Genomic DNA, 19,611 nt, shown 5'->3' with positions numbered 1-19,611 from the left:
ACGGCCGGGGTGTTTGTCTGCGTATATTTGATGTTTCACATCTTCGCAGAGCGATGACGTGAAGAAGCTTATGAGGACACTGTATCGCGTCAGGAGTGGAATTGTCAACCGAAGAATTCCGGAATGAACAGCAATTCATCACCGCCCTCTACACTCGCCTCGACGACCTGCGTGACCAGGCCGAACGTGCCGTCCAAGTGGCCCTCGGCGCCGCCGGCACCGGGTTTCAGGCGCGGCTGGAGCGGGATGTCCTGGTCGCCGAGCAATCCGGTCTGCTTTCCGCTCTGAACTCCGGCGAGAACGGCCTCTGCTTCGGCCGTCTGGAGTTCTCAGACGGGCGGGACCACCACATCGGCCGTATCGGGATCAGGCAGGACGACAACGAGCGCACCCCCCTCGTACTCGACTGGCGCGCCGATGTCGCACGCCCCTTCTACCTCGCGACCGGCCATTCCCCCATGGGGCTGCGGCGACGCCGCCACATCACCACCCGGGGGCGCGAGGTCACGGCCCTGCACGACGAGATCCTCGATCTCGCCGACACCGAGCGCACGGGACACGAAGGGGCCGACGCGGACGCCGTGCTGCTCTCCGCGCTCGACGCCGCCCGCACCGGCCGGATGCACGACATCGTGCAGACCATCCAGGCCGAACAGGACCGCATCATCCGCTCCACCCACCGGGGGATCCTGGTCGTGGAGGGCGGACCGGGCACCGGCAAGACCGCCGTGGCCCTGCACCGGGCCGCGTACCTCCTCTACGCGCACCGCGAGCTGCTCGCCAAGCGCGGCGTACTGATCGTCGGGCCGAACCCGGCCTTCCTCGGCTACATCGGAGAGGTGCTCCCGGCCCTCGGTGAGACCGGAGTACTGCTCGCCACCCCCGGCGAACTGTTCCCCGGCATCCGCGCGACGGCCGTCGACCGCCCCGGCGCCGCCGCCGTCAAGGGCCGCGCCGCGATGGCCGAGGTCCTCGCGCAGGTCGTGCGCGACCGGCAGGCGCTGCCCGAGACCGTACCGGCGGGCAGCGGCGAGGAGGCCGACCTGGTGCCCGAGGCGGCCCTGGAGATCGACCACGACGACTACGGGACCCTGCTGCTCGACCGGACCATGGCCCACGAGGCCCGGGACCGGGCCCGCGCCACCGGGCTGCCGCACAACCTGGCGCGCCCCTACTTCGCCTTCCGGATCATCGACGCGCTCACCGAACAGCTCGCCGACCGGCTCGGCGCGGACCCCTACGGCGGCCCCAACCTGCTGGGCCCGGACGACATCGCGCAGCTGGGCAAGGAGATCGCGACCAGCGCCGAGGTGCACGCCGCCATCCACACGCTGTGGCCGCCGCTCACGCCCCGCCGACTGATCTCCGACTTCCTCGCCGACCCCACGCACCTCCCGGAACGGGACGCCGAGCTGATCCGCCGTACGACGACGGGCGACGCGGACTGGACTCCGGCCGACGTCGCGCTGCTCGACGAGGCCGCCGAGCTGCTCGGGGTCGACGACACCGCCCGGCGAGCCGCCGAGGAGCGCGAGCGCCTGGAACGCGTCGCCTACGCGCAGGGCGTCCTCGACCTGTCCGCGGGATCGGAGTCGTACGAGTTCGAGGACATGGAGAACGAGTTCCTCGCGGCCCACGACCTCATCGACGCCGAGCGGATGGCGGAGCGGCAGGAGGAGGACGACCACCGCAGCGCCTCCGAACGGGCCGCCGCCGACCGCACCTGGGCCTTCGGTCACGTCATCGTGGACGAGGCGCAGGAGCTGTCCGCGATGGCCTGGCGCCTGCTGATGCGGCGCTGCCCGACCCGCTCCATGACCCTGGTCGGCGACCCGGCCCAGACCGGCGACGAGGCCGGCTGCGGCTCCTGGCAGCAGATCCTGGGCCCCTACGTCGAGGACCGCTGGGAGCTCGTGCGCCTCGGCGTCAACTACCGCACGCCCGCCGAGATCATGGACGTGGCGGCCGCCGTGCTCCGGGCCCGCCACCCCGGCTTCGAACCGCCGAGCTCAATCCGTTCCACCGGCCGGCGCCCCTGGGTGCGTGCGACCGCGGATCCGGTCGCCGCGGTCGCCGAGGCGGTACGGGAAGGGGCCCCGGCCGAGGGCCGGCTCGCGGTGATCGCCCCGCGCCCGCTGCACGAGGCCCTCGCCGCCGCGCTGCCCGGCGTACGCGCGGGGGAGGAGCCCGACCTCACCCGCCCCGTCGTGCTGCTGGAGCCGCGCCAGGCCAAGGGGCTGGAGTTCGACACCGTGATCGTCGTGGAACCGGCGGACCACGAGCCCAGCGATCTCTACGTGGCCCTGACGCGCGCCACCCAGACCCTCGGGGTGGTCCACACCGGGCGCCTTCCGGAGGGCCTGGAGGAGCAGCCGTAGGGAAGCCGTAGGGAAATGGGGTGGCATCGGACGGCGAGGTCCATATCGTGGACGATCATGACGAACTTGATCACCACCCCCGTGGACCCCGGCCTCCTGCGCGGCGCGCTCGACGTGGAACGCACCGCGCACGGCGTGCTGCCCCACCGGCTGCCCGCCCGGGCCCGCGCCCAGTTCCCCGACCCGTACCTCGCCATGGTCGAGGCCCAGCCCTCCGGAGTCCGGCTGGTCTTCCGCACCCGCGCCACCGTCATCGAACTGGACGCGCTCCCCACGAAGACCGCCTACCAGGGCGCACCGGCGCGGCCGGACGGCGTGTACGACCTGCTCGTGGACGGCCGTCCGGCCGGGCAGGGCAGTGTGCCCGGCGGCAACCTCCGTACGGTCGTCGACATGGTCACCCAGGCCTCGGAGTTCACGCCCGGCCCGCCCGGCACCCTGCGGTTCGCCGGGCTGTCGGACGAGACGAAGGACGTGGAGATCTGGCTCCCGCACACGGAGGTGACCGAGCTGATCGCCCTGCGCACCGACGCCCCGGTCGAGCCCGCACCGGACCGCGGTCGCAGGGTCTGGCTGCACCACGGCAGTTCGATCAGCCACGGATCCAACGCCGCGAGCCCGGCCACGACCTGGCCGGCGCTGGCCGCGGGGCTCGGCGGCGTGGAGCTGATCAACCTGGGACTGGGTGGCAACGCCCTGCTCGACCCGTTCACGGCCCGCGCCATGCGGGACACGCCCGCGGACCTGCTCAGCGTCAAGATCGGCATCAACCTGGTCAACACCGACCTGATGCGCCTGCGCGCGTTGGGTCCCGCGGTCCACGGATTCCTCGACACGCTGCGCGAAGGACATCCGACCACACCGCTGCTGGTCGTCTCCTCCGTCCTGTGTCCCATCCAGGAGGACACCCCGGGCCCCATCGCGCCGGACTTCAGCAGCGGGAGGCTGGGCTTCCGGGCCCTGGGCGACCCGGCGGAGGTCCCGGCCGGACGGCTCACGCTGTCCGTCGTCCGGGAGGAGCTCTCCCGCATCACCGCGCAGCGGGCGGCCCAGGACCCGAACCTGCACTACCTCGACGGCCGCGCCCTCTACGGCGAAGCCGACTTCGCCGAACTGCCGCTGCCCGACGACGTGCACCCGGACCCCGCCGCCCACCGCCGGATCGGCGAGCGCTTCGCGGAGCTCGCCTTCGGCGAGGGTGGGGCGTTCGCGCCCCGAAACCCGCTACAACCTGGATCGTGATCAGGAAGATGAGGGCCCGCGGGCCGTCCGTACTCGCCGCCGCCGCATGCGCGGCCGCCTTGCTCGCCCTGCCCCCGGCGGCGGCTCCGGCGCATCCGGCCGAGGTGGCGCCCCGTACCGGCTTCGAGGCCGCGTACGGGGGCCGGTGGACCACCGGTCCCAGGAGCGGGAGTTCCTCGACACCCTCGACCGGGACCACGAGGCGGCCCGGTCCGGCTGGGCGGCGCGGACAACGCCCCCGCGACCGACGCGGAGGTCCTGGGCGATCCACCCTGCGGCTACCGCCTCACGCCGTCGCGGTACGCCGAGGTCGCCGACCGGCTCGCACTCCACGGCGTACGCGTCACACGTGCGGGTGCAGGGGCGGAGGTGTTCGTTGCGCTGCTCCTCGACGGCCGGGCCCGCGACCGGCTCGCGGTCGGCGAGCCGGTCGCGGACTGCCGATCCTGACGGGGCGTCGAACGGCACAAGTGCGCTGGTCATCCAGGTGGTGTGAGCTATGTTGGGACGGGATCGGTGCGAGAGGGAGGACCGTCGGTGTCATCGGGGCAGAAGGCGCGGGCACAAGCGGCCGCGATCACGCCGAGCGGGCAGGCGGCCGATCACGAGCGGGTCCCGGTCGACCGGGTCCAGGCGCTCTTCGACGGGCATCCCCTCTCTCCCGGACAGCGCCGGATCGCCCAGTACCTGGTCGACCACCTCACGGAGGCGGCGTTCCTCTCCATCACCGAACTCGCCGAGCGGGCCGGTGTGAGCCAGCCGTCCGTGACCCGGTTCGCGGCCTCCCTCGGCTTCAGCGGCTACCCGGCCCTGCGCGAGGTGCTCCAGCCGATCGCGCTCAGCGCGGTGGCCGGTTCCCCGGACGGCCGCGAGCAGACCCGCCGCAACGAGCTCCAGGCGGCCGTCGACGCCGAGATCGAGAACCTGGAGAACCTGCGTCGGCTCTTCGCCGACACCAACCAGGTGCTCGACATCGGCCGCGAGCTGGCCCGGTCGGTGCCGTTGACCGTTCTGGGGCTGCGGATCTCCGTCTCCCTGGCGGAGTACTTCGCCTACGCGGCCCGCCGCATCCACCCCGACGTGCGCCTGGTGACCGGCGGCGGCAGCGTCGCCTACGACGCGCTGTTGCAGGCCCGTGCGGCGGGCGGCAGCTGGGTGCTGGCCTTCGCCATGCCCCGGCACGCCAAGGAGACCCTGGCGGCGCTGCGGGTCGCCCGCCGTGCCGGACTGCGGATCGCGCTGATCACGGACCGCACGCTGGGACCGCTGGTGGACGAGGCCGACGTGGCGCTGACGGCCGGCACCGGCTCACGACTGGTCTTCGACTCCTACGCGGCGCCGGGCATCCTCTCCGCAGCACTACTCCAGGCCATGGCCGACGCCGAACCCGAGCGGACGCAGGCGCGGCTCGAAGGCTACGAGCAGGCCGCTGACCAGCACGGATTCTTCCTCTAGGGCCGATCGTGGGGTCGATCCGGCCAATGTATTCAGGCCATCTGCGGGCATGAATATTTTCATACCCTTGCCTACTCCACGGTATATATGTTTACTGATGGCGGCGCGGTCATCCGTCAAGATGCCAGGGAGAGCGACCCCACGCTTTCTCGGAGCAGACACCCGGCGTGACGTTCCTCCTCCTCACGCCCCGCCAGGTGTCGCGTCCGGCTTCCGGATTTCCGGAGCGCCTTTTGCGGCCTCGGCCAACCCCTGGGCCGAGGCCGCCGCAGACCCCTCATGGACACCTCCCGATCAGAGCTCTACACCCTGTGGAAGCGGCAAGAATGTCTCAGACGGCACTCATCACGCGCAGCCCGGACTGGCCCCTCCAGGTCAAGCGCCCCGGGAACCACGACTGGGAACGCACGGCCGTCCGCTGGCTGCGCGACCTGCTGCCGGCCCGCTACGCCGGCTACGTGACCTTGACCCGCAGTCCCGTACTCCTCGCCCGCCACGCGCAGTTGCAGGTGCAGCACGAGATGCGGGCCGTACGCGTGGCGTTGCAGACCAGCCGGGCCGAACTCCCCTCCCTCGGGGTGGCCGACGTGGTCATCGAGAACTCGATCAGGATGTACGCCGTCGAGCTCGAACAGCTGGCCCGCCTGGCCCGCGGCATCCGCCTCGTCACCGACGCCCTCAGCCAGGCGGCGGCCGCCAGGCGGTAGCGTCTCGGCTACTCGGGGCGCCGTACCGCGGCCACGGCCTCGTCGTAGAGCGCGAGCGGATCGGCCGCTCCACCGCCGCGGATCCAGACCTCCGTGGCGGTGTCCGCGCAGGCGAAGACGGCCGCGATGACGGCCATCGCGCGCGCGTCGGGGACCGGACCGCTGTCCAGGCCCATCCGCTTCTCCACGCCGGGCAGCAGCAGTTCGCGCCAGTGCAGCCGCTTCTCCACGTAACGCGCCCTGAGCGAAGGCGTGGTGAAGATGAGCGTGGTGATCTCCAGGACCCGTTCGGGGGTGTGGTCGGCGACGAGGATCGCCGCGAGACCGGCCCGCAGCGCGTCCCAGGCCGAAGTGGATTCGGGCTGGGCGTCGACGGTCGCCCTGAGCAGCTCGCCCAGGGAGTCCTGGTCGCCGCAGACCATGTCCTCCTTGGTGCCGAAGTAGCGGAAGAGCGAACGCTGGGAGATGCCCGCCTCGGCGGCGATGCGGGCGATCGTCGTGTCCTCGTACCCCTGCTCGGCGAAGAGCCGCATCGCCGTGTCGAGGATGCCCTCGATCGCCGCCTGTCTGGAACGGTCCCACAAAGTCGGCGGCGCCTGGCTCTTCCCCATGCGGCCCAGCATATCCAGCCGACCACCACTTTGGCGGTCGCTGACTGCTTGGCAGTCACTGCCAGGTACGCGTACGGTGGCCGCGCACGGGGACGCACGCCACCACACGAACGGGAGACGCGCCATGAACGCGGTCGACTACCGGGGCCAGACCACGCTGATCACCGGCGCCAGCTCGGGTCTCGGGGAGGAGTTCGCCCGCCGGCTGGCCGCGCGGGGCTCCGACCTCGTCCTGGTCGCCCGCCGCGAGGACCGCCTGCGCAAACTGGCCGAGGAGCTCTCGGCGGCCCACGGGATCGAGGCCGTGATCCTGCCCATGGACCTCGGCGCGGACCGGGTCGGCGAGGTGCTCTCCGAGGAGCTCGACCGGCTCGGCATTACGGTCACCAGCGTGATCAACAACGCCGGGTTCGGCACCTTCGGGCCGCTCCACCTGGAGGATCCCGCGCGGCTGCGCCAGGAACTCGCCGTCAACGTGGGCGCGGTGGTCGACATCAGCCGCGCCTTCATCGGGCGGCTGCGCACCCACGGCAAGGGGGTGCTCGTCAACGTCGCGAGCATGGGCGCCTACCAGCCCGTGCCCCACATGGCCGTCTACGGCGCCACCAAGGCCTTCGTGCTGAGCTTCACCGAAGCGCTCTGGTACGAATCCCGGGGCACCGGACTGCGCGTGCTCGCGCTCTCTCCCGGCGCGACGACCACCGAGTTCTTCGACGTCATCGGCACGCGCGAGGTGAACGGCGGCACCAGGTTCCAGACCTGCGAGGAAGTGGTCCGCACGACCCTCAGGACCCTCGACCGCAAGAACCCCGGCCCGAGCGTGATCTCCGGCGCCCTCAACCGGATGATGGCCGTCGGCGGCCGCCTCCTGAGCCGCCGCCAAATGGTCAGGTCGGTGGGCCGCCTCATGCCCGCACCCGACGGCGAGGGCGCGAAGGCCCCCGCCGCCTGAGATCAGCCGATGGTGGTGAGGCCGGCCAGCTGCTCCGCGATCACCTCGGCGGAGGGGAACCGCATGCCCAGCGTCGAGACGTGCTTCCAGTGCAGGGTGCCGTCCGGAGCGATGACGAAGACGGCCCGGCGCAGGCCGATCACGGGCGCCGCGATGCCTAGCGCGCGGGCCACCTCGCGGTCGGTGTCGGCGAGCAGCGGCATCCGCAGACCGCGGGCCCGCGCGAACTCCTCATGGCTGTCGACGCCCTGCGGGCTGATGCCCCACACCTGCGCCCCGCACGCGCCGAGTGCTTCCAGCCCGTCGGAGTAGGAGCACAACTGCGCCGTGCACACGGGGGTGTTGTCGCCCGGGTAGAAGGCGAGAACGACCGGGTTCCCGCGCTGCCCGCCGAGCGTGTACTCGCCGCGGACGAAGGTGTCTTCGGTGAGCTGACCGCCGGGGAGCGAGAAATCGCCCACGACTTCGCCCACGGCCGGGATTCGGGTCACGATGGCCGTACCTCTCTGTCGGTGAAGGCCGTACGGTACCCCGGTCGCGCTGACTTCGGTTCAGCGGCGGTGCATCGTGTGCAAGGCCTCCAGGAGGACCCGGGGATCGTGGCCGCCCTTGTAGACGGGCGGCGGCTGCCGGTCCAGGTGGAGCAGCCCCGCCACGGCGGTCCAGGCGGTGCGGACCGAGTACTCGACGGTGAACACCACGTCGTCCGGGACCTCGGCGTACTGCCCGATGAAGGCAAGGTTGGTGGAGCCCGCCGGGACGACATCGGGCCGGTCCCCGCCCTTGCGGACCAGGAACTGGCTGGTGATGTAGGGCATCAGCGCCGGCCGCACGACGGAGGATTCCAGGATCTGCTCGCTCTGCGCGAGGCGCAGGTGCCCGAGCACCTCCGTCAGGATCTCGCGGCCCGTGCACTCGGCCATCGTCTTGCCGACGTGGTCGCCCGCCTTGTCGGGGAAGAGCGCGTAGCCCCACCAGACGAAGGTGCCGTCGGGCTGCTCGTGGAAGTGCGGCTGGTGGTTGAGGACGATGGTCAGCAGCCAGCCGGAGTCCTTGAAGGTGATCAGCCCGCCCTTTCCGGCCTCGCTGCCGGAGAATTCCTCCATGGCCTTGAAGAACACCGGGTCCTGGCTGGTCACGGTGAAGGATCCCCACGTGGAGTCCGCGACGGAGGAGTCGAACACGGAAGGGTCGCCGAGGCGTCCGGGGCGTTTGGCCGCCAGGGTCTGCCACAGGCGCCACGAGGCATCGGGCGCGGAGGTGTCCAGTACGGCGGGGGTGTCGGTGGTGCCCAGCGTCGAGTTCGCGGTCATCGAACCGTTGGTGACGAACACCAGGTCCCCGGGCGCCACGGGGATCCGCTCGGCGGCGCCCTCGCGCGTACAGGCCAGGGCGCTGACGGTGATCCCGTCGCCTTCGGCCAACTCCACGTCCGTCACCGTGGTGTTCATCGAGAACGAGACGCCCTTCTCGCGCAGCCACGACTGGAGCGGACGCACGATCGAGTCGTACTGGTTGAAGCGGGTGCGGTAGATGCCCGACATGGTGTCGAAGGTCTTGAACAGGTGGACGAACCGGTTGAGGTAGCGGCGGAACTCGATCGCCGAGTGCCACGGCTCGAAGGCGAAGGTCGTGCACCACATGTACCAGAAGTTGGTGGTGAAGAACTCCGGCGTGAAGCAGTCCGAGATGCGCTTGCCGTCGAGACGGGACTCGGGGGTGGCCACGCACGCGACGAGATCGAGCCGGTCGCGCTCGGAGAACCCCATCGAACGGGTGTCGACCCGGTGCCCGGCCGCGTCGACCAGGCGGGCCTTGTCGTTCCAGGCGAAGTCCTCGTGGAAGGCGAAGGTGTCATCGGTGACCGAGGTGCCCGGCGCGTCCAGGGAGGGGATCGAGCGGAGCAGGTCGTAGGTGCACTCGAAGTGCAGCTCGAACATCCGCCCGCCGCGCATGGTGTAGCCGCTCTCGGGGTCTCCGGAGGCGTCCAGACTGCCGCCGGTACGGTCCTGGGCCTCCAGGACGGTGATGTCCGCGCCCGCGAACTTCCCCTCCCGGATCAGCAGCGCGGCCGCCGACAGAGAAGCGATCCCCGCACCCACCAGATAGGCCTTCGCCACGACACGTCTCCTCAGCCCGGCCGCCCCGGCCCCGGTCGGCCGCACGGTCACCCCGCCAGCCCACCACCCCCCGCGGCCCGTCGCGACCCGGGTGCGCCATTGGACTGTGGGGTCCCCCTGCAGTCGGGGCCCAGCGGCGCTCGACCAAGATCACGTAGGCTTTGTGCCCATGTTCAAGTGGTGGAACTCATTACCGACCGAGGGGGCGACAGCGGTGCAGACCGGATCCGTTCGCGAGCGCGGGGGCGCGGCTGCCGTTCCCGGCCCGACGCCCCGTAGGACCGACCTCGGCTGGGACTTCGTCCGGCAGGATGCGTCAGGGGGTGGTGCATCCGCATCGTGAGATGCGATTCCACGGACACGTGGCCCCGTGCAAGACTCCTCCCATGCTGCGCCAGCTGATTATTAGCGCCGGCGTGCCGGCACCGAGCTGACCGGGCGATCGCCCTAGAGCTCACCGCCCGCACGCAGACCTCTCGCATCCGCGAGGGGTCTTCTTGCTTTCCGGGCCCACTCGGTCCCCGTTGATGCCCCCCGATCCCGATCTCCGAGCCCCCCGCACAGGACAGGAGCCTCCACTCATGACCCTCAGCGCTGTTCTCCCCGCCGCCGACACCGTGCGCGCCGTCCCCGGTGCCGCCTCCGTCGCCGGAGCCGCCTCCACCGGCTGCCACACGCTGACCGTCACCGTCCGGGACGGGGGCCACGCCCTCACGCGCATCTCCGCGATGCTCAACAACCTGTCCGTCAGGGCGCTGTCCTACCGGGCCGCCGACAGCGGCGGCTTCGCCGTGTGCGAGATCGTCGTACCCGCCGCCGACTCGCCCCGCGCCCAGGCCAAACTCCTGCGCTGCGTGGAGATCGTCGAGCTCACGGCACACCCGGCCGCCTGAACCCCGGACCGGCCGGCCGCGATTGCGGCTCGCCCGCACGGGTGGACTCCGGGCTCGCCTTCATGCTCGTCACCGCCTCCGCCTCCAACGGGAGGGCCGACGACGCCGCGCGCTCGGAGGCCCACGCGCTGGACCACCTCGCCGAAGTGGCCGACTACGCGCCCCCAGCGCTGCGTCAGCGACTGCGCGGTGACGCGGTCTGCTACGCGCGGGCCGTCCAGCACGAGGAATGGCCGGCCATGGCCGAGGGCAAGGGCTCCTCGGTCCCCAGCGTGTGGAGCGGGGACTTCCGCGCGGGCTTCAAGGAACTCGGCAACAACAGCCCCCTCTTCGGACTGCTGGTCAACGCGGACAATCAGCGCTCCCTGGGCCGGCAGGCCAGGATGGCCGAATCCACCGCGACGATCCCGGGCCTGATCTACAGGTTCATGCTGGTGACCATGGCCGTCACGGTGATCGGCCTCGGCCTGTGCCTGCCCCGCAGCGACAAACAGGGGGGCCGCTCGCCGTCCTGATCGTCGTCACCGCCCTGCTGACGACGACCCTGCTCATCATCCGCGACGTGGACCGCCCCTTCGCCGGTGTGATCGTCGTGAAGGCCACTCAGATGGCGGAGACCGAGCAGGAGTCGACCCGGGACTTCCTGGCCGACTACAAGGCGGACCAACTGCCCTGCGACGACCGGGGCCACCCCGCCCCCGGCCACCACCGGTAGCCTCACCGCGCCACGGGCGAGGACCCTCCCTCCACCACCCGCCGGGGTGCGCCCGTGCCGTCCGCGGGGACCGTCCAGATGTCGCTCGCGCGGCCGTCCGTGCCCGGGAGGGCGTAGGCCACCGTGCCGTCGTCCGTCCAGGAGGCCTGGTCGTCGACGCTCCGCGTCTCCGCGAGCGGGGTCTCGTGCATGGTCGCCAGGTCCAGGACGTACAGCCGCCACGGCGCCGCCGGGTCCTCGGACACCTTCTTCTTGAAGGCGATCCGGGTGTTGTCGGGAGACAGGGAGGGGCATTCGACGTTCTCCCGCAGCGCCTTCGCCGACCAGTCCTTCATGTTCCCCTCGACCAGGTACGTGTGCCCCTTGCTGGAGACCGTCGCGTAGAAGCGGCTGTCGTCGCGGGCGAAGCTCACCCCCCAGTAGTTGAGGTCGGGGGCGTGGTAGCGGGCCCCGTCGATGGTGAGGGGGATCTCCTCGATGGACTTGACGAGGTATCCGGTCCGCAGGTCGAGCACGGCCGTCCTGGTGGAGAACGCCGTGGTGGCGTAGGAGTCGCCGGTCGCGAACACCGTCCACGCCAGCATCTGCCCGGAGGCGGAGACCCGGGCCCGGGTCGGGATGCCCGGCACGGTGACCCGGCGCACCTCGCGCAGCTGCTGGTCGAGGACGATCGCGTACGTCTTCGGCAGCACCCCCGGCTCCGCGCGCAGGCACAGTGCGGTGGGCCCGGCGGTGTGGAACCGGTCGCAGACGGGGCCGCCGGGGATCCGGGACCCGCCGGGGGCGGACGCGGGGCCGGTGGAGCCGGCCGAGGCCGTCGGCAGCGGCTGGTGGCTGATGCGCCCCGTGGCGGAGTCCCGGAAGTACAGGGCCGAACCGCCGAGGGCGAAGGAGGTGTCGGCGGCGCCGCGCGAGAGGTCCGAGCGGTGTCCCGCGTGCACGGTGTAGCCGATGGACCCGCCCGCGAGGAGCACCACCGCGGCCGCCACGAGGGCGGTACGGGTCCGCCGGCCCGGCGAACGGCCCACGGATCTCGGGAACCTGACAGTCATCCGGTGCGCCTCTCGGGGGAGTGGGTACGGGGTCGGTCGCCGGGCGGGTCCTGGGGGCCGGGGCTCGGGCCGCCCGGCGGAACGCGGGGCAGCAGGGCCCAGCCGCCGGCCAGCGCGGCGAGCAGCGCCGCCACCGCCGCCCACAGCGCGTGGCCCGGCCCCCACACCGTCCACGCGGCTCCGAAGCCCGCCGCGGCGAGCATCCGGGCCACCGCCTGGCCGGTCTGCAGCAGGGCGAGCCCGCCCGCCCTGCCCTCGGCCGGAAGCACGGGCCCGGCGAGGGCCATCAGCACCCCGTCGGTGGTGGCGTAGAAGACTCCGAGCAGCACGAGGACCGGCACCAGGAGCAGTGCGGCCGGTCCGCGGTCCGGGGCGAGCAGGGCCCCGTAGGCGCCGAGCAGGGCGAGGTGTCCGTACAGGAACGGCAGCCTGCGCCCGATCCGGTCCGCGATCCGGCCCGCCGGGACGGCGAGCAGCAGGTACGTGGCCGCTGCGCCGAGCGGGAGCAGCGGGAACCAGGCGGCGGACAGGCCCAGCCGGCGTTGGAGCAGGAGGTAGACGAAGGCGTCGCCGATGGTGGCGGCGCCGAGCAGGGCGGCGGCCGCGAGGATCCGCCGGAAGGCGGGGTCGCGCAGGGCGCGGAACGGGGTCCCGGTACGCGGAACCGGCTGCGGAGCCGGCTGCGGGGCAGGGCGCGGAGCAGGGCTCGGCGGCAGCGCGGCCGGATGCCGGTCCCCGGGAACGTAGAGCACGAGCAGCAGGACGCCGAGCAGGCCGACGCAGAAGCTGACGACGAACACCGCGTCGTACGCGCCGGCGCTCGCCCAGAGCAGGGCGAACGCGGCCAGCGGGCCGAGCAGGGCGCCGGTGGTGTCCATGGCCCGGTGCACGCCGAAGGACCGGCCGAGGTCGTCGGGGTGGCTGCTCAGGGTGATCAGCGCGTCCCGGGGAGCCGTCCGGATGCCCTTGCCGACCCGGTCGGTGGCCAGCGCCGCCGCGATCCCGCCGGTGGCGCCGCCCGCGAGCAGCAGGCCGAGCCGGGAGCAGGCCGAAAGGGCGTAGCCGAGGCCCGCCACCCGCTTGTGCCGGTGGCCGCGGTCGGCGAAGTGGCCGCCGAGCAGCCGTACGAGGGCGGCCGCGCCGTTCAGCAGGCCGTCCAGGAAGCCGAATTGGAGGGGGGAGAGACCAAGTCCGAGGACGAGGTAGAGCGGTAGCACCGCGGTGACCATCTCGGAGGAGATGTCGGTGACGAGGCTTACCGCGCCGAGTGCCAGGATGGTGCCGGGGAGGCGCCGGCCCGCCCCTTCGGAAAGGGACGGGACCGGCGTGTCCCGGCGGCCTGTGGTCGCCAGGTACATCAGTGGCAGGTGTACTTCGGGCTGGTGTCCTGGGTCTTGCCCGCGGTGTCCACGTAGCTCCAGCTGTAGCCGGTGTCCGTGAAGTCCAGCTTCAGGACGCCGTACTGACCGCTGATCCGCTTCTGGCTGTTGGGCTGGACGTTCTCGATGGGATACGGCTCGGCGCCGCCCATGCCGCCGACGATCTCGACGATCCCGTCCGAGACCGCCTTGCCGTCGGGGTTCTGCGGGGCGAACCGTTCGTAGTGGTGGTCGTGCCCGTTCAGCACGAGATCGGCCTTGGCGCCGTACAGGATGTTCCAGACCGGCTTGCTGACCGGGTCGTTGCCGTGACCGCCCGAGGAGTACAGCGGGTGGTGCCAGTACGCGGCGATGCAGGACTTGCCGTTCGCGGCGAGGTCGGCCTTGAGCCAGTCGATCTGGGCCTTCTGGTCGAAGGAGTTGGAGTCGAGGGCGATGAAGTGCCAATTGCCTTCGTCGAAGCTGTAGTAGCTCTTGCCCTGGGGGTAGGCGACGGCCCCGAAGTACGACTTGTAGCCGGCCAGGGAGCCCGCCGGGTCGTACGTCTCGTGGTTGCCCGGAATCGGGTGCGTCTTGTCCTTGAAGGCGCCCCAGCTCTTGTCGTAGTAGGCGCGGTAGTCGGCGATCCGGGCGTCGTCGTACTGGTTGTCGCCCATCGTCAGATAGAACTTCGGGTTGATCTTCTGGGCCTGCGCGGCGGTCTTGGGGTGGGCGCAGCCGCTGTCGGAGGCGGTGCACTGGGCGGCGATGTCGCCGGCGGCCACCACGGTGAAGGCGCCGGTAGGCGGGGGCGTACCGCCGTCGAGGGTGCCGTACACCTCGACCTCGTGCAGCGAGTAGCCGTAGGCGGTGCCGCGTGCGGTTCCGTACACGCGCAGGTAGCGGCCCTTGCCGGACAGGCCCGTCCAGTCGTCGGAGCCGCCGTTGCCGGCGGTCTCGTTGGCCAGCCGGGTCCAGGTGGTGTTGTCGGCGGAGATCTCGACCCGGTACACCTTCGCGTACGCGGCCTCCCAGCTGAGCCGCACGCGCGTCACGTCGGCGGTGGCACCGAGGTCCACCCGGATCCACTGCGGGTCCTTGCCCTCCACGCTCGCCCAGCGGGTGGCGGCGTCACCGTCGAAGGCGTTCTGCGCGCCGAAGCCGGAACCTTCGGTGGAGGAGGCCGTGGCGGGCTTGCCACGGGAGATGAGGGGGTCGGCGGCGGCGCCGGCCCGTTCGGGGTAGGCGAGCAGCAGGCCGCCGACCAGGAGGAGCACGGCGGCGATGACCACGCCCACCGTGCGGGGCGATGTGGCGGTACTGGGTGGAGCTTGGGTGTTCAGGCGCATTCCTGACTCCCTGGCCTCGGGGGGGGTGGCGAGAGCTGGCACCGGTACGTGACCCCGCGACCCCGCGCGCGTGCGGGCAGGGCGGGACGGTGTCACAGCGGCCGGGTCAGAGCTCTCGCTGAGCGCGTCACGCCCACAGGATCGGGGCACCGCGCCAAGCCGCCGAGCGGGATGCTAGCAAACAGGAAACTTTCCTACCAGTCATTCGACGGCCCTCTGCGATACGCCCCGACCGCCCTCGGGACTGCCCTCCGGGAGGCCTTCCGGCCGGGCCCCCGGACGCCGCCCGGTGGGGGCCGCGTGGCTGGTGGGGAGTGCGGCCGACGTGGTCCGGCACGGGCGGGGCGGCGGGTTCGTGGGCCGTACACTGGGCGCATGAGTCGCATGGGTGCTGAGAGCGAGAGCCTGCGGGCCGCCTCGGCGCCGCGCCCGGCCGCCGTCATGGCCGGTCGGGGTGGGCTGACCGGCTGTTCCGGTCCGGCGACCGCCGTCGCCTCCGAGGCCCCCGAGCCCACCCTCTGCGCCCTGCACGGCCACGGCTAGCTGTAGATCGTCCAGTACCGCGGGGCCGCTCCGCGCGGCCGTTTCAGCGTGCCCGTGCAGCGGCGGGCGGCGCCGGGAGATCTCCCGCTGACCGGCGAACCGCCGGGCATTCGCCCCATGTGACGGACCGTCCGACCCGGTCCCTCCTTTCTCCTCCCTTCCCCCGAGGCACCAAGGCTCCGCCCGCCGAGCGCGTCCAGTCGCGTCCCCCTCGCCGAGCAGCCTGTTCCACGTCACCACCGCAGCCACCGGCATGCCGCCGCCGCTGCAGTCCGGCGACGGTCGCGCGACCGGGCCGCGCGCCCAGTTCGAAGGGATCACCGTGAAGCTCAGCGACATGCTGGCCGGGCACGACCACGAAGTACTCCGAGGCGACGCCGAAGTGCTCGTCACCGCCGGAACGACCTTCGACGTCCACCGGGTCACCTCGGGCTCCCTGTTCATCGCGGTACCGGGACATCGGGAGGGCGGCCCCGAGTCCGTCGCGGCGGCCATCGCACGAGGCGCCGTAGCGGTGCTCCTCGAGAGCGGAGCGCCGGAACTTCCGGCACCGCTACGGGCGTCCGGCCCCGGAGTCTGCCTGGTCCGGGTGCCGGACACCCGCAAGGCCGCCGCGATCGCCTCCTCCCACTACTACGGAGAACCGGGCCGCCGGATGGACATGGTGGCGATCACCGGTACCAACGGGAAGACCTCGGTCTCGTACATGGTCGAATCCGTGCTGCGGATCGCCGAGGGCGCGAGGGTCGGAGTCATCGGGACGGCCGGCAGCCGGATCGGCGACGAGCTGATCCCGATGCCGCCCTCGGTCCTGACCACCCCGGAATCACCCGACCTGCAGTACCTGCTCGCGTGCATGCGCGACCGGGAGGTCTCCGGCGTGGTGCTGGAGGCGACCTCGATGGCACTCCTCACCCACCGGGTGGACCGGGCGTTCATCGACGTCGGGGTCTTCACCAACCTCACCCAGGACCATCTGGACGACCACGGCACGATGGCGAACTACCGGGACGCCAAACTCCGCCTGTTCCAGGGACTGTGCCGCCGCGCCGTCGTCAACGCCGACGACCCCGTCGGCGCCACGATCCCGGCGATGATGCCGGGCGCGGTGACCACGTACGCCCTCGACGCCGAGGCGGACTACCGGGCGACCGGCATCGTCATGGACGCCTCGGGCACACGGTTCACCCTGCACCACGGCGGCCGCGCGTACCCGGCGTCGATCCCCGTCCCCGGCCGGTACTCGGTGGCCAACGCCCTCGCCACCGTGGCGGCCTGCCACACCCTGGGCCACGACCTGGCCGGGCTGGTCGCGGCGCTGGAGCGGATGCCCCCGATCCCGGGCCGCTTCGAACGCTTCGAAACCCCTGACAAGACCTCCGTGATCGTGGACTACGCGCACTCTCCCGACTCCCTGCGCAACGTCCTGACCACGATCCGGGGCTTCGCCACCGGCCGGGTCGTCACCGTCTTCGGCTGCGGTGGGGACCGCGACACGACCAAGCGCGCCGAAATGGGCGAGATCGCCGGAACCCACTCCGATCTCTGCGTCCTCACCTCGGACAACCCGCGTACCGAGGACCCCGAGGCCATCCTCGACCAGATCACACCCGGCCTCGCCGCGACCGGCACGCCCTTCGCGCGCTTCGCCGACCGCCGCCTCGCCATCGCCTACGCCCTGGCCTCCGCCGGGCCGGACGACATCGTCCTGGTCGCGGGGAAGGGCAGCGAACCGCACCAGATCGTCGGCGAGGAACTCATCCCGTTCAGCGACATGGCGACGGTCCGCGAACTCGCCGGCGCCTGACCCGGCCCGGCGGGTGCGCGGGCCGCCCGGGCGGCGTCAGCACTGCCACAGGAAGGCGGCCCGCGCGCAGGGGGCGCAGGCGAAGGCGTACGCACTGCCGCCACCGCCGAAGTTCATGGCCGTGGCGGGATCGGGCCCCTCCTCCAGCTGCGCGACCAGGTCCATGGGGCGGGCGCAGTCCGGGCACGGGGGCGTTTCGTCGCCCTGGAGCCAGTCGGGCGCTCCGCCGAGCTGCCCCAGGACGTCCCGCGGACCGTTCCCGCCCCGGTCGGCCCATTCCTGGCGCGCGCCGCGGTAGTCGGCGGACTCCATCACCACCAGGGCCACAGAGTTGACGGCCCCCAGGACGAAGCCGTCCTTATCCTCGTTCTCCTTCGGCTCCGGCACCGGCATCGGGTGCAGGGCTCCGGCGGGGAACAGGAGGGCGCGGTTGCCGCCCTCCGTCGGACTCCACTCCTCGCACCCGCCGGGATCGTTCTGGCACATGAACACCGCCATGACGAGCCCGGCCGGGGCGTCGCCCGCGGTGACCGGGCGGCCCCGGTCGTCCAGGACGATCTGCGTCAGGAACCGCATCGGCCCCCCGCAGGTCGCGCAGCCGGGCCAGGCCGTCCCCGCCGGGGCGAGCGGATTGCCTCCGGTGCGCGTCACCGGGGCATCGGGCTCGCCAGGTCCCGCGTACGTCATCAGCGTCGTCGTCATGGACCGACCCTACGACGGTTGCGCGGGCGCGGCCTTCAGGAGATCGCGTACCACTGGCTGGCCCAGCCGGTGTTGATCGTGCTCGTCGACTGTTCCGCGAGGTTCACGGTCGCCGGCAGGGAGCTCTGGCCCGTCAGGACCGTGCTGTAGCGCAGGTTCGGCGGGGTCAGGCCCGCGTTCACCGAGATTCCGGCGCCGGTGGACTTGAAGGTGAGGGCGTTGGTCGCCCAGTTGCCGTTCAGCAGGAGGGCGACGAAGTAGGTGCCGGGAGCGGCGGTGAACGACTTGGCCAGGGGCAGCGGTTTGGCGATCGCGTCGGTCATCAGCTGCGGCGAGACGTCCGCGGTGGACGCGCGCAGGGCGCCGCCCGCGTCGTAGACCCCGAGGTAGCAGTTGGCCAGCTGGGCGTTCGGGTCGATGCCGGCCAGCCCCAGCCAGACGTTGGACCAGGTGATCTGCTCGCGCAGCACGATCCGCACCAGGGTGACCCGGCCGCCCACCCCCGCCGCGCTCTGGGCGGTGACGTGCCCCGCGTCGTTGGGATCACCGGTCCAGGCCAGAAGGTTCTGGTCCTGCGGCCGGGGCCCCTCGAACCCGGAGCCACCGCCCGGCGCGGCAGGCGTCGCGGGAGCGGGAACGTGAACGGCGCTGCTGCTCCCCTTCGGCTGCGGGCTCCCGCCGGACGAGGAGCAGCCCGCCAGGACCAGCGACGCCGCGAGCACGGTGGCGAGGGCGGTCGAGACGGTGGTGGTACGGGTGTGCATGGTCCCCCCATGAGGTGCGGATGTGCCGAGGAGGACATGGTCACACGGGCCGCCCGGCAGCATCGCGGGGGTCTGGCGGGACCGCCGGACCCCCACTTCCGGGAAACCGTTCCGGCCTTTCGGGAACTGGATTACCTTGATCCGCGTTGCCGAACCGGGAGGGGTACCCATGGCCCAGAACGAGGCTCTGCACGAACAGCCGACCGCGCCGGTCAACGCGCTGGCCGCTCAGCGCGGCCTCGGAGACTGGGTGGACACCTACGCCTCCAAGCAGGGCTGGACGTACAGGATGTGGCGGGACTGGCGGCTGTACGTCTACGGGGGCGGCGTGGTCGTCACGGGACGCGACGGTTTCGACGCCGTCTACGACTGGGGGACCACCCGGGTCGTGGAATACCGCCGCAGGGTCAACGGCTCACTGGTGGACGCCCGTTACACCCTGATCGACCCGCGAGGCAGCGCCCTGAACATCGGGCCGGGCAGCCGGGCCCTGCTGAAAAAGGAGAAACGGAGCCTCGGCATCACCGAGCTGGTGAGCGGCGCACCGTTCCTCTACCCCGGCGACTGGGGCGACTACATCCAGCGCAACGTCACCCGCGCCCAGCTGTCGGGGACGGTCGCGCGCATCGGAGGCGGCGAGACGGTGGAGTTCGGCCCGTACAAGGCCGACCGGTACGGCCTGACGGGCAGGAAGCAGACGGCCGCCTGGACGAAGATCGTCGACTTCGACGTGAGCTACGGAATGCTGTCCCTGCGGGGCGCCGACAAGCGGAACGTCGTGGACCTCGAATACACCCACTACATCCCCAACGTGAACCTGTTCCTCAACCTGTGCCAGCACCTGATGGGCAGAACTTCCTGAGAATCGGCGCCGTCCTCGGCGGGGCGCCCGCCGCCGCGCCCCCCATACCTCCGTTCGGGTGAACCGCGTGGCCCCGGGCCCGCCGAATGCGGGGCGGTGGG

General features: G+C 71.8%; 19 protein-coding genes. 11 read left to right on the top strand and 8 right to left on the bottom strand.

What is annotated here, in order from left to right; translation table 11 throughout:
• Window positions 1-101 precede the first annotated feature (101 nt).
• From AC3IYJ_RS02525 to AC3IYJ_RS02510, 4 genes are all read left to right on the top strand, one after another.
• Window positions 102-2,378, top strand: a complete 2,277-nt coding sequence (locus AC3IYJ_RS02525) for a HelD family protein (protein WP_489399691.1) — start codon at window positions 102-104, stop codon at window positions 2,376-2,378.
• A 57-nt stretch (window positions 2,379-2,435) separates the two neighbouring features.
• The gene (locus tag AC3IYJ_RS02520) at window positions 2,436-3,620 is read left to right on the top strand and encodes a GDSL-type esterase/lipase family protein (RefSeq protein WP_489399690.1); all 1,185 of its coding nucleotides are present in this window, start codon (window positions 2,436-2,438) and stop codon (window positions 3,618-3,620) included.
• A 537-nt stretch (window positions 3,621-4,157) separates the two neighbouring features.
• Window positions 4,158-5,075, top strand: a complete 918-nt coding sequence (locus tag AC3IYJ_RS02515; RefSeq protein WP_489399689.1) for a MurR/RpiR family transcriptional regulator — start codon at window positions 4,158-4,160, stop codon at window positions 5,073-5,075.
• 326 nt (window positions 5,076-5,401) lie between these two features.
• Window positions 5,402-5,782, top strand: a complete 381-nt coding sequence (locus AC3IYJ_RS02510; RefSeq protein WP_489399688.1) for a hypothetical protein — start codon at window positions 5,402-5,404, stop codon at window positions 5,780-5,782.
• Between the two features lie 8 nt (window positions 5,783-5,790).
• Here AC3IYJ_RS02510 and AC3IYJ_RS02505 read toward each other — a convergent pair whose 3' ends face one another.
• Window positions 5,791-6,393: a TetR/AcrR family transcriptional regulator gene (locus AC3IYJ_RS02505; RefSeq protein WP_489399687.1), complete on the bottom strand. Its 603-nt coding sequence runs from the start codon at window positions 6,391-6,393 to the stop codon at window positions 5,791-5,793.
• A 124-nt stretch (window positions 6,394-6,517) separates the two neighbouring features.
• On the opposite strand from AC3IYJ_RS02505, the gene AC3IYJ_RS02500 reads away from it, so the two are divergent.
• Complete coding sequence (locus AC3IYJ_RS02500) at window positions 6,518-7,345, top strand: SDR family NAD(P)-dependent oxidoreductase (protein ID WP_489399686.1); 828 nt, start codon at window positions 6,518-6,520, stop codon at window positions 7,343-7,345.
• A gap of 2 nt (window positions 7,346-7,347) precedes the next feature.
• Here the strand turns inward: AC3IYJ_RS02500 and AC3IYJ_RS02495 are convergent, their stop codons facing one another.
• Both AC3IYJ_RS02495 and AC3IYJ_RS02490 read right to left on the bottom strand, forming a co-directional pair.
• Window positions 7,348-7,836 carry a peroxiredoxin gene (locus AC3IYJ_RS02495; RefSeq protein ID WP_489399685.1) on the bottom strand — a complete coding sequence of 163 codons (489 nt, stop codon included), beginning with the start codon at window positions 7,834-7,836 and terminating at the stop codon, window positions 7,348-7,350.
• Between the two features lie 60 nt (window positions 7,837-7,896).
• Window positions 7,897-9,465, bottom strand: coding sequence for an oleate hydratase (locus AC3IYJ_RS02490; RefSeq protein WP_489399684.1), 1,569 nt, complete (start codon window positions 9,463-9,465; stop codon window positions 7,897-7,899).
• Between the two features lie 581 nt (window positions 9,466-10,046).
• Between AC3IYJ_RS02490 and AC3IYJ_RS02485 the strand changes: the two genes are divergently transcribed.
• From AC3IYJ_RS02485 to AC3IYJ_RS02475, 3 genes are read left to right on the top strand one after another with little or no spacing between them, the layout of a single operon-like run.
• Window positions 10,047-10,358 (top strand): hypothetical protein, encoded by a 312-nt coding sequence (locus AC3IYJ_RS02485; protein WP_489399683.1) that lies wholly within the window; start codon window positions 10,047-10,049, stop codon window positions 10,356-10,358.
• A 41-nt stretch (window positions 10,359-10,399) separates the two neighbouring features.
• A complete protein-coding gene (locus tag AC3IYJ_RS02480; RefSeq protein WP_489399682.1) occupies window positions 10,400-10,873 on the top strand; it encodes a bestrophin-like domain in 474 nt (157 codons plus the stop codon).
• A complete protein-coding gene (locus AC3IYJ_RS02475; protein ID WP_489399681.1) occupies window positions 10,828-11,073 on the top strand; it encodes a hypothetical protein in 246 nt (81 codons plus the stop codon). Before AC3IYJ_RS02480 ends, AC3IYJ_RS02475 begins: the two co-directional genes overlap by 46 nt.
• Window positions 11,074-11,075: 2 nt before the next feature.
• Here the strand turns inward: AC3IYJ_RS02475 and AC3IYJ_RS02470 are convergent, their stop codons facing one another.
• The 3 genes from AC3IYJ_RS02470 to AC3IYJ_RS02460 are packed head-to-tail and all read right to left on the bottom strand — an operon-like array spanning window position 11,076 to window position 14,832.
• Window positions 11,076-12,125, bottom strand: a complete 1,050-nt coding sequence (locus tag AC3IYJ_RS02470) for a TolB family protein (RefSeq protein ID WP_489399680.1) — start codon at window positions 12,123-12,125, stop codon at window positions 11,076-11,078.
• Window positions 12,122-13,483, bottom strand: a complete 1,362-nt coding sequence (locus AC3IYJ_RS02465) for an MFS transporter (protein WP_489399679.1) — start codon at window positions 13,481-13,483, stop codon at window positions 12,122-12,124. Before AC3IYJ_RS02465 ends, AC3IYJ_RS02470 begins: the two co-directional genes overlap by 4 nt.
• Window positions 13,483-14,832, bottom strand: a complete 1,350-nt coding sequence (locus AC3IYJ_RS02460; protein WP_489399678.1) for a discoidin domain-containing protein — start codon at window positions 14,830-14,832, stop codon at window positions 13,483-13,485. Before AC3IYJ_RS02460 ends, AC3IYJ_RS02465 begins: the two co-directional genes overlap by 1 nt.
• A 375-nt stretch (window positions 14,833-15,207) precedes the next feature.
• On the opposite strand from AC3IYJ_RS02460, the gene AC3IYJ_RS02455 reads away from it, so the two are divergent.
• A complete protein-coding gene (locus AC3IYJ_RS02455) occupies window positions 15,208-15,375 on the top strand; it encodes a hypothetical protein (RefSeq protein ID WP_489399677.1) in 168 nt (55 codons plus the stop codon).
• Window positions 15,376-15,697: 322 nt separating this feature from the next.
• Window positions 15,698-17,182, top strand: a complete 1,485-nt coding sequence (locus AC3IYJ_RS02450) for a UDP-N-acetylmuramoyl-L-alanyl-D-glutamate--2,6-diaminopimelate ligase (RefSeq protein ID WP_489402664.1) — start codon at window positions 15,698-15,700, stop codon at window positions 17,180-17,182.
• 36 nt (window positions 17,183-17,218) lie between these two features.
• On the opposite strand, the gene AC3IYJ_RS02445 is transcribed toward AC3IYJ_RS02450, so the two are convergent.
• Together AC3IYJ_RS02445 and AC3IYJ_RS02440 are read right to left on the bottom strand one after the other, a co-directional pair.
• Complete coding sequence (locus AC3IYJ_RS02445) at window positions 17,219-17,884, bottom strand: DUF1963 domain-containing protein (RefSeq protein ID WP_489399676.1); 666 nt, start codon at window positions 17,882-17,884, stop codon at window positions 17,219-17,221.
• 35 nt (window positions 17,885-17,919) lie between these two features.
• Window positions 17,920-18,648 carry a hypothetical protein gene (locus AC3IYJ_RS02440; protein ID WP_489399675.1) on the bottom strand — a complete coding sequence of 243 codons (729 nt, stop codon included), beginning with the start codon at window positions 18,646-18,648 and terminating at the stop codon, window positions 17,920-17,922.
• Between the two features lie 169 nt (window positions 18,649-18,817).
• On the opposite strand from AC3IYJ_RS02440, the gene AC3IYJ_RS02435 reads away from it, so the two are divergent.
• Window positions 18,818-19,510: a hypothetical protein gene (locus AC3IYJ_RS02435; protein ID WP_489399674.1), complete on the top strand. Its 693-nt coding sequence runs from the start codon at window positions 18,818-18,820 to the stop codon at window positions 19,508-19,510.
• Window positions 19,511-19,611: the final 101 nt, after the last annotated feature.

Source organism: Streptomyces sp. GL_140, from assembly GCF_057834465.1.
This window is presented reverse-complemented; position numbering and strand designations above follow the sequence as displayed.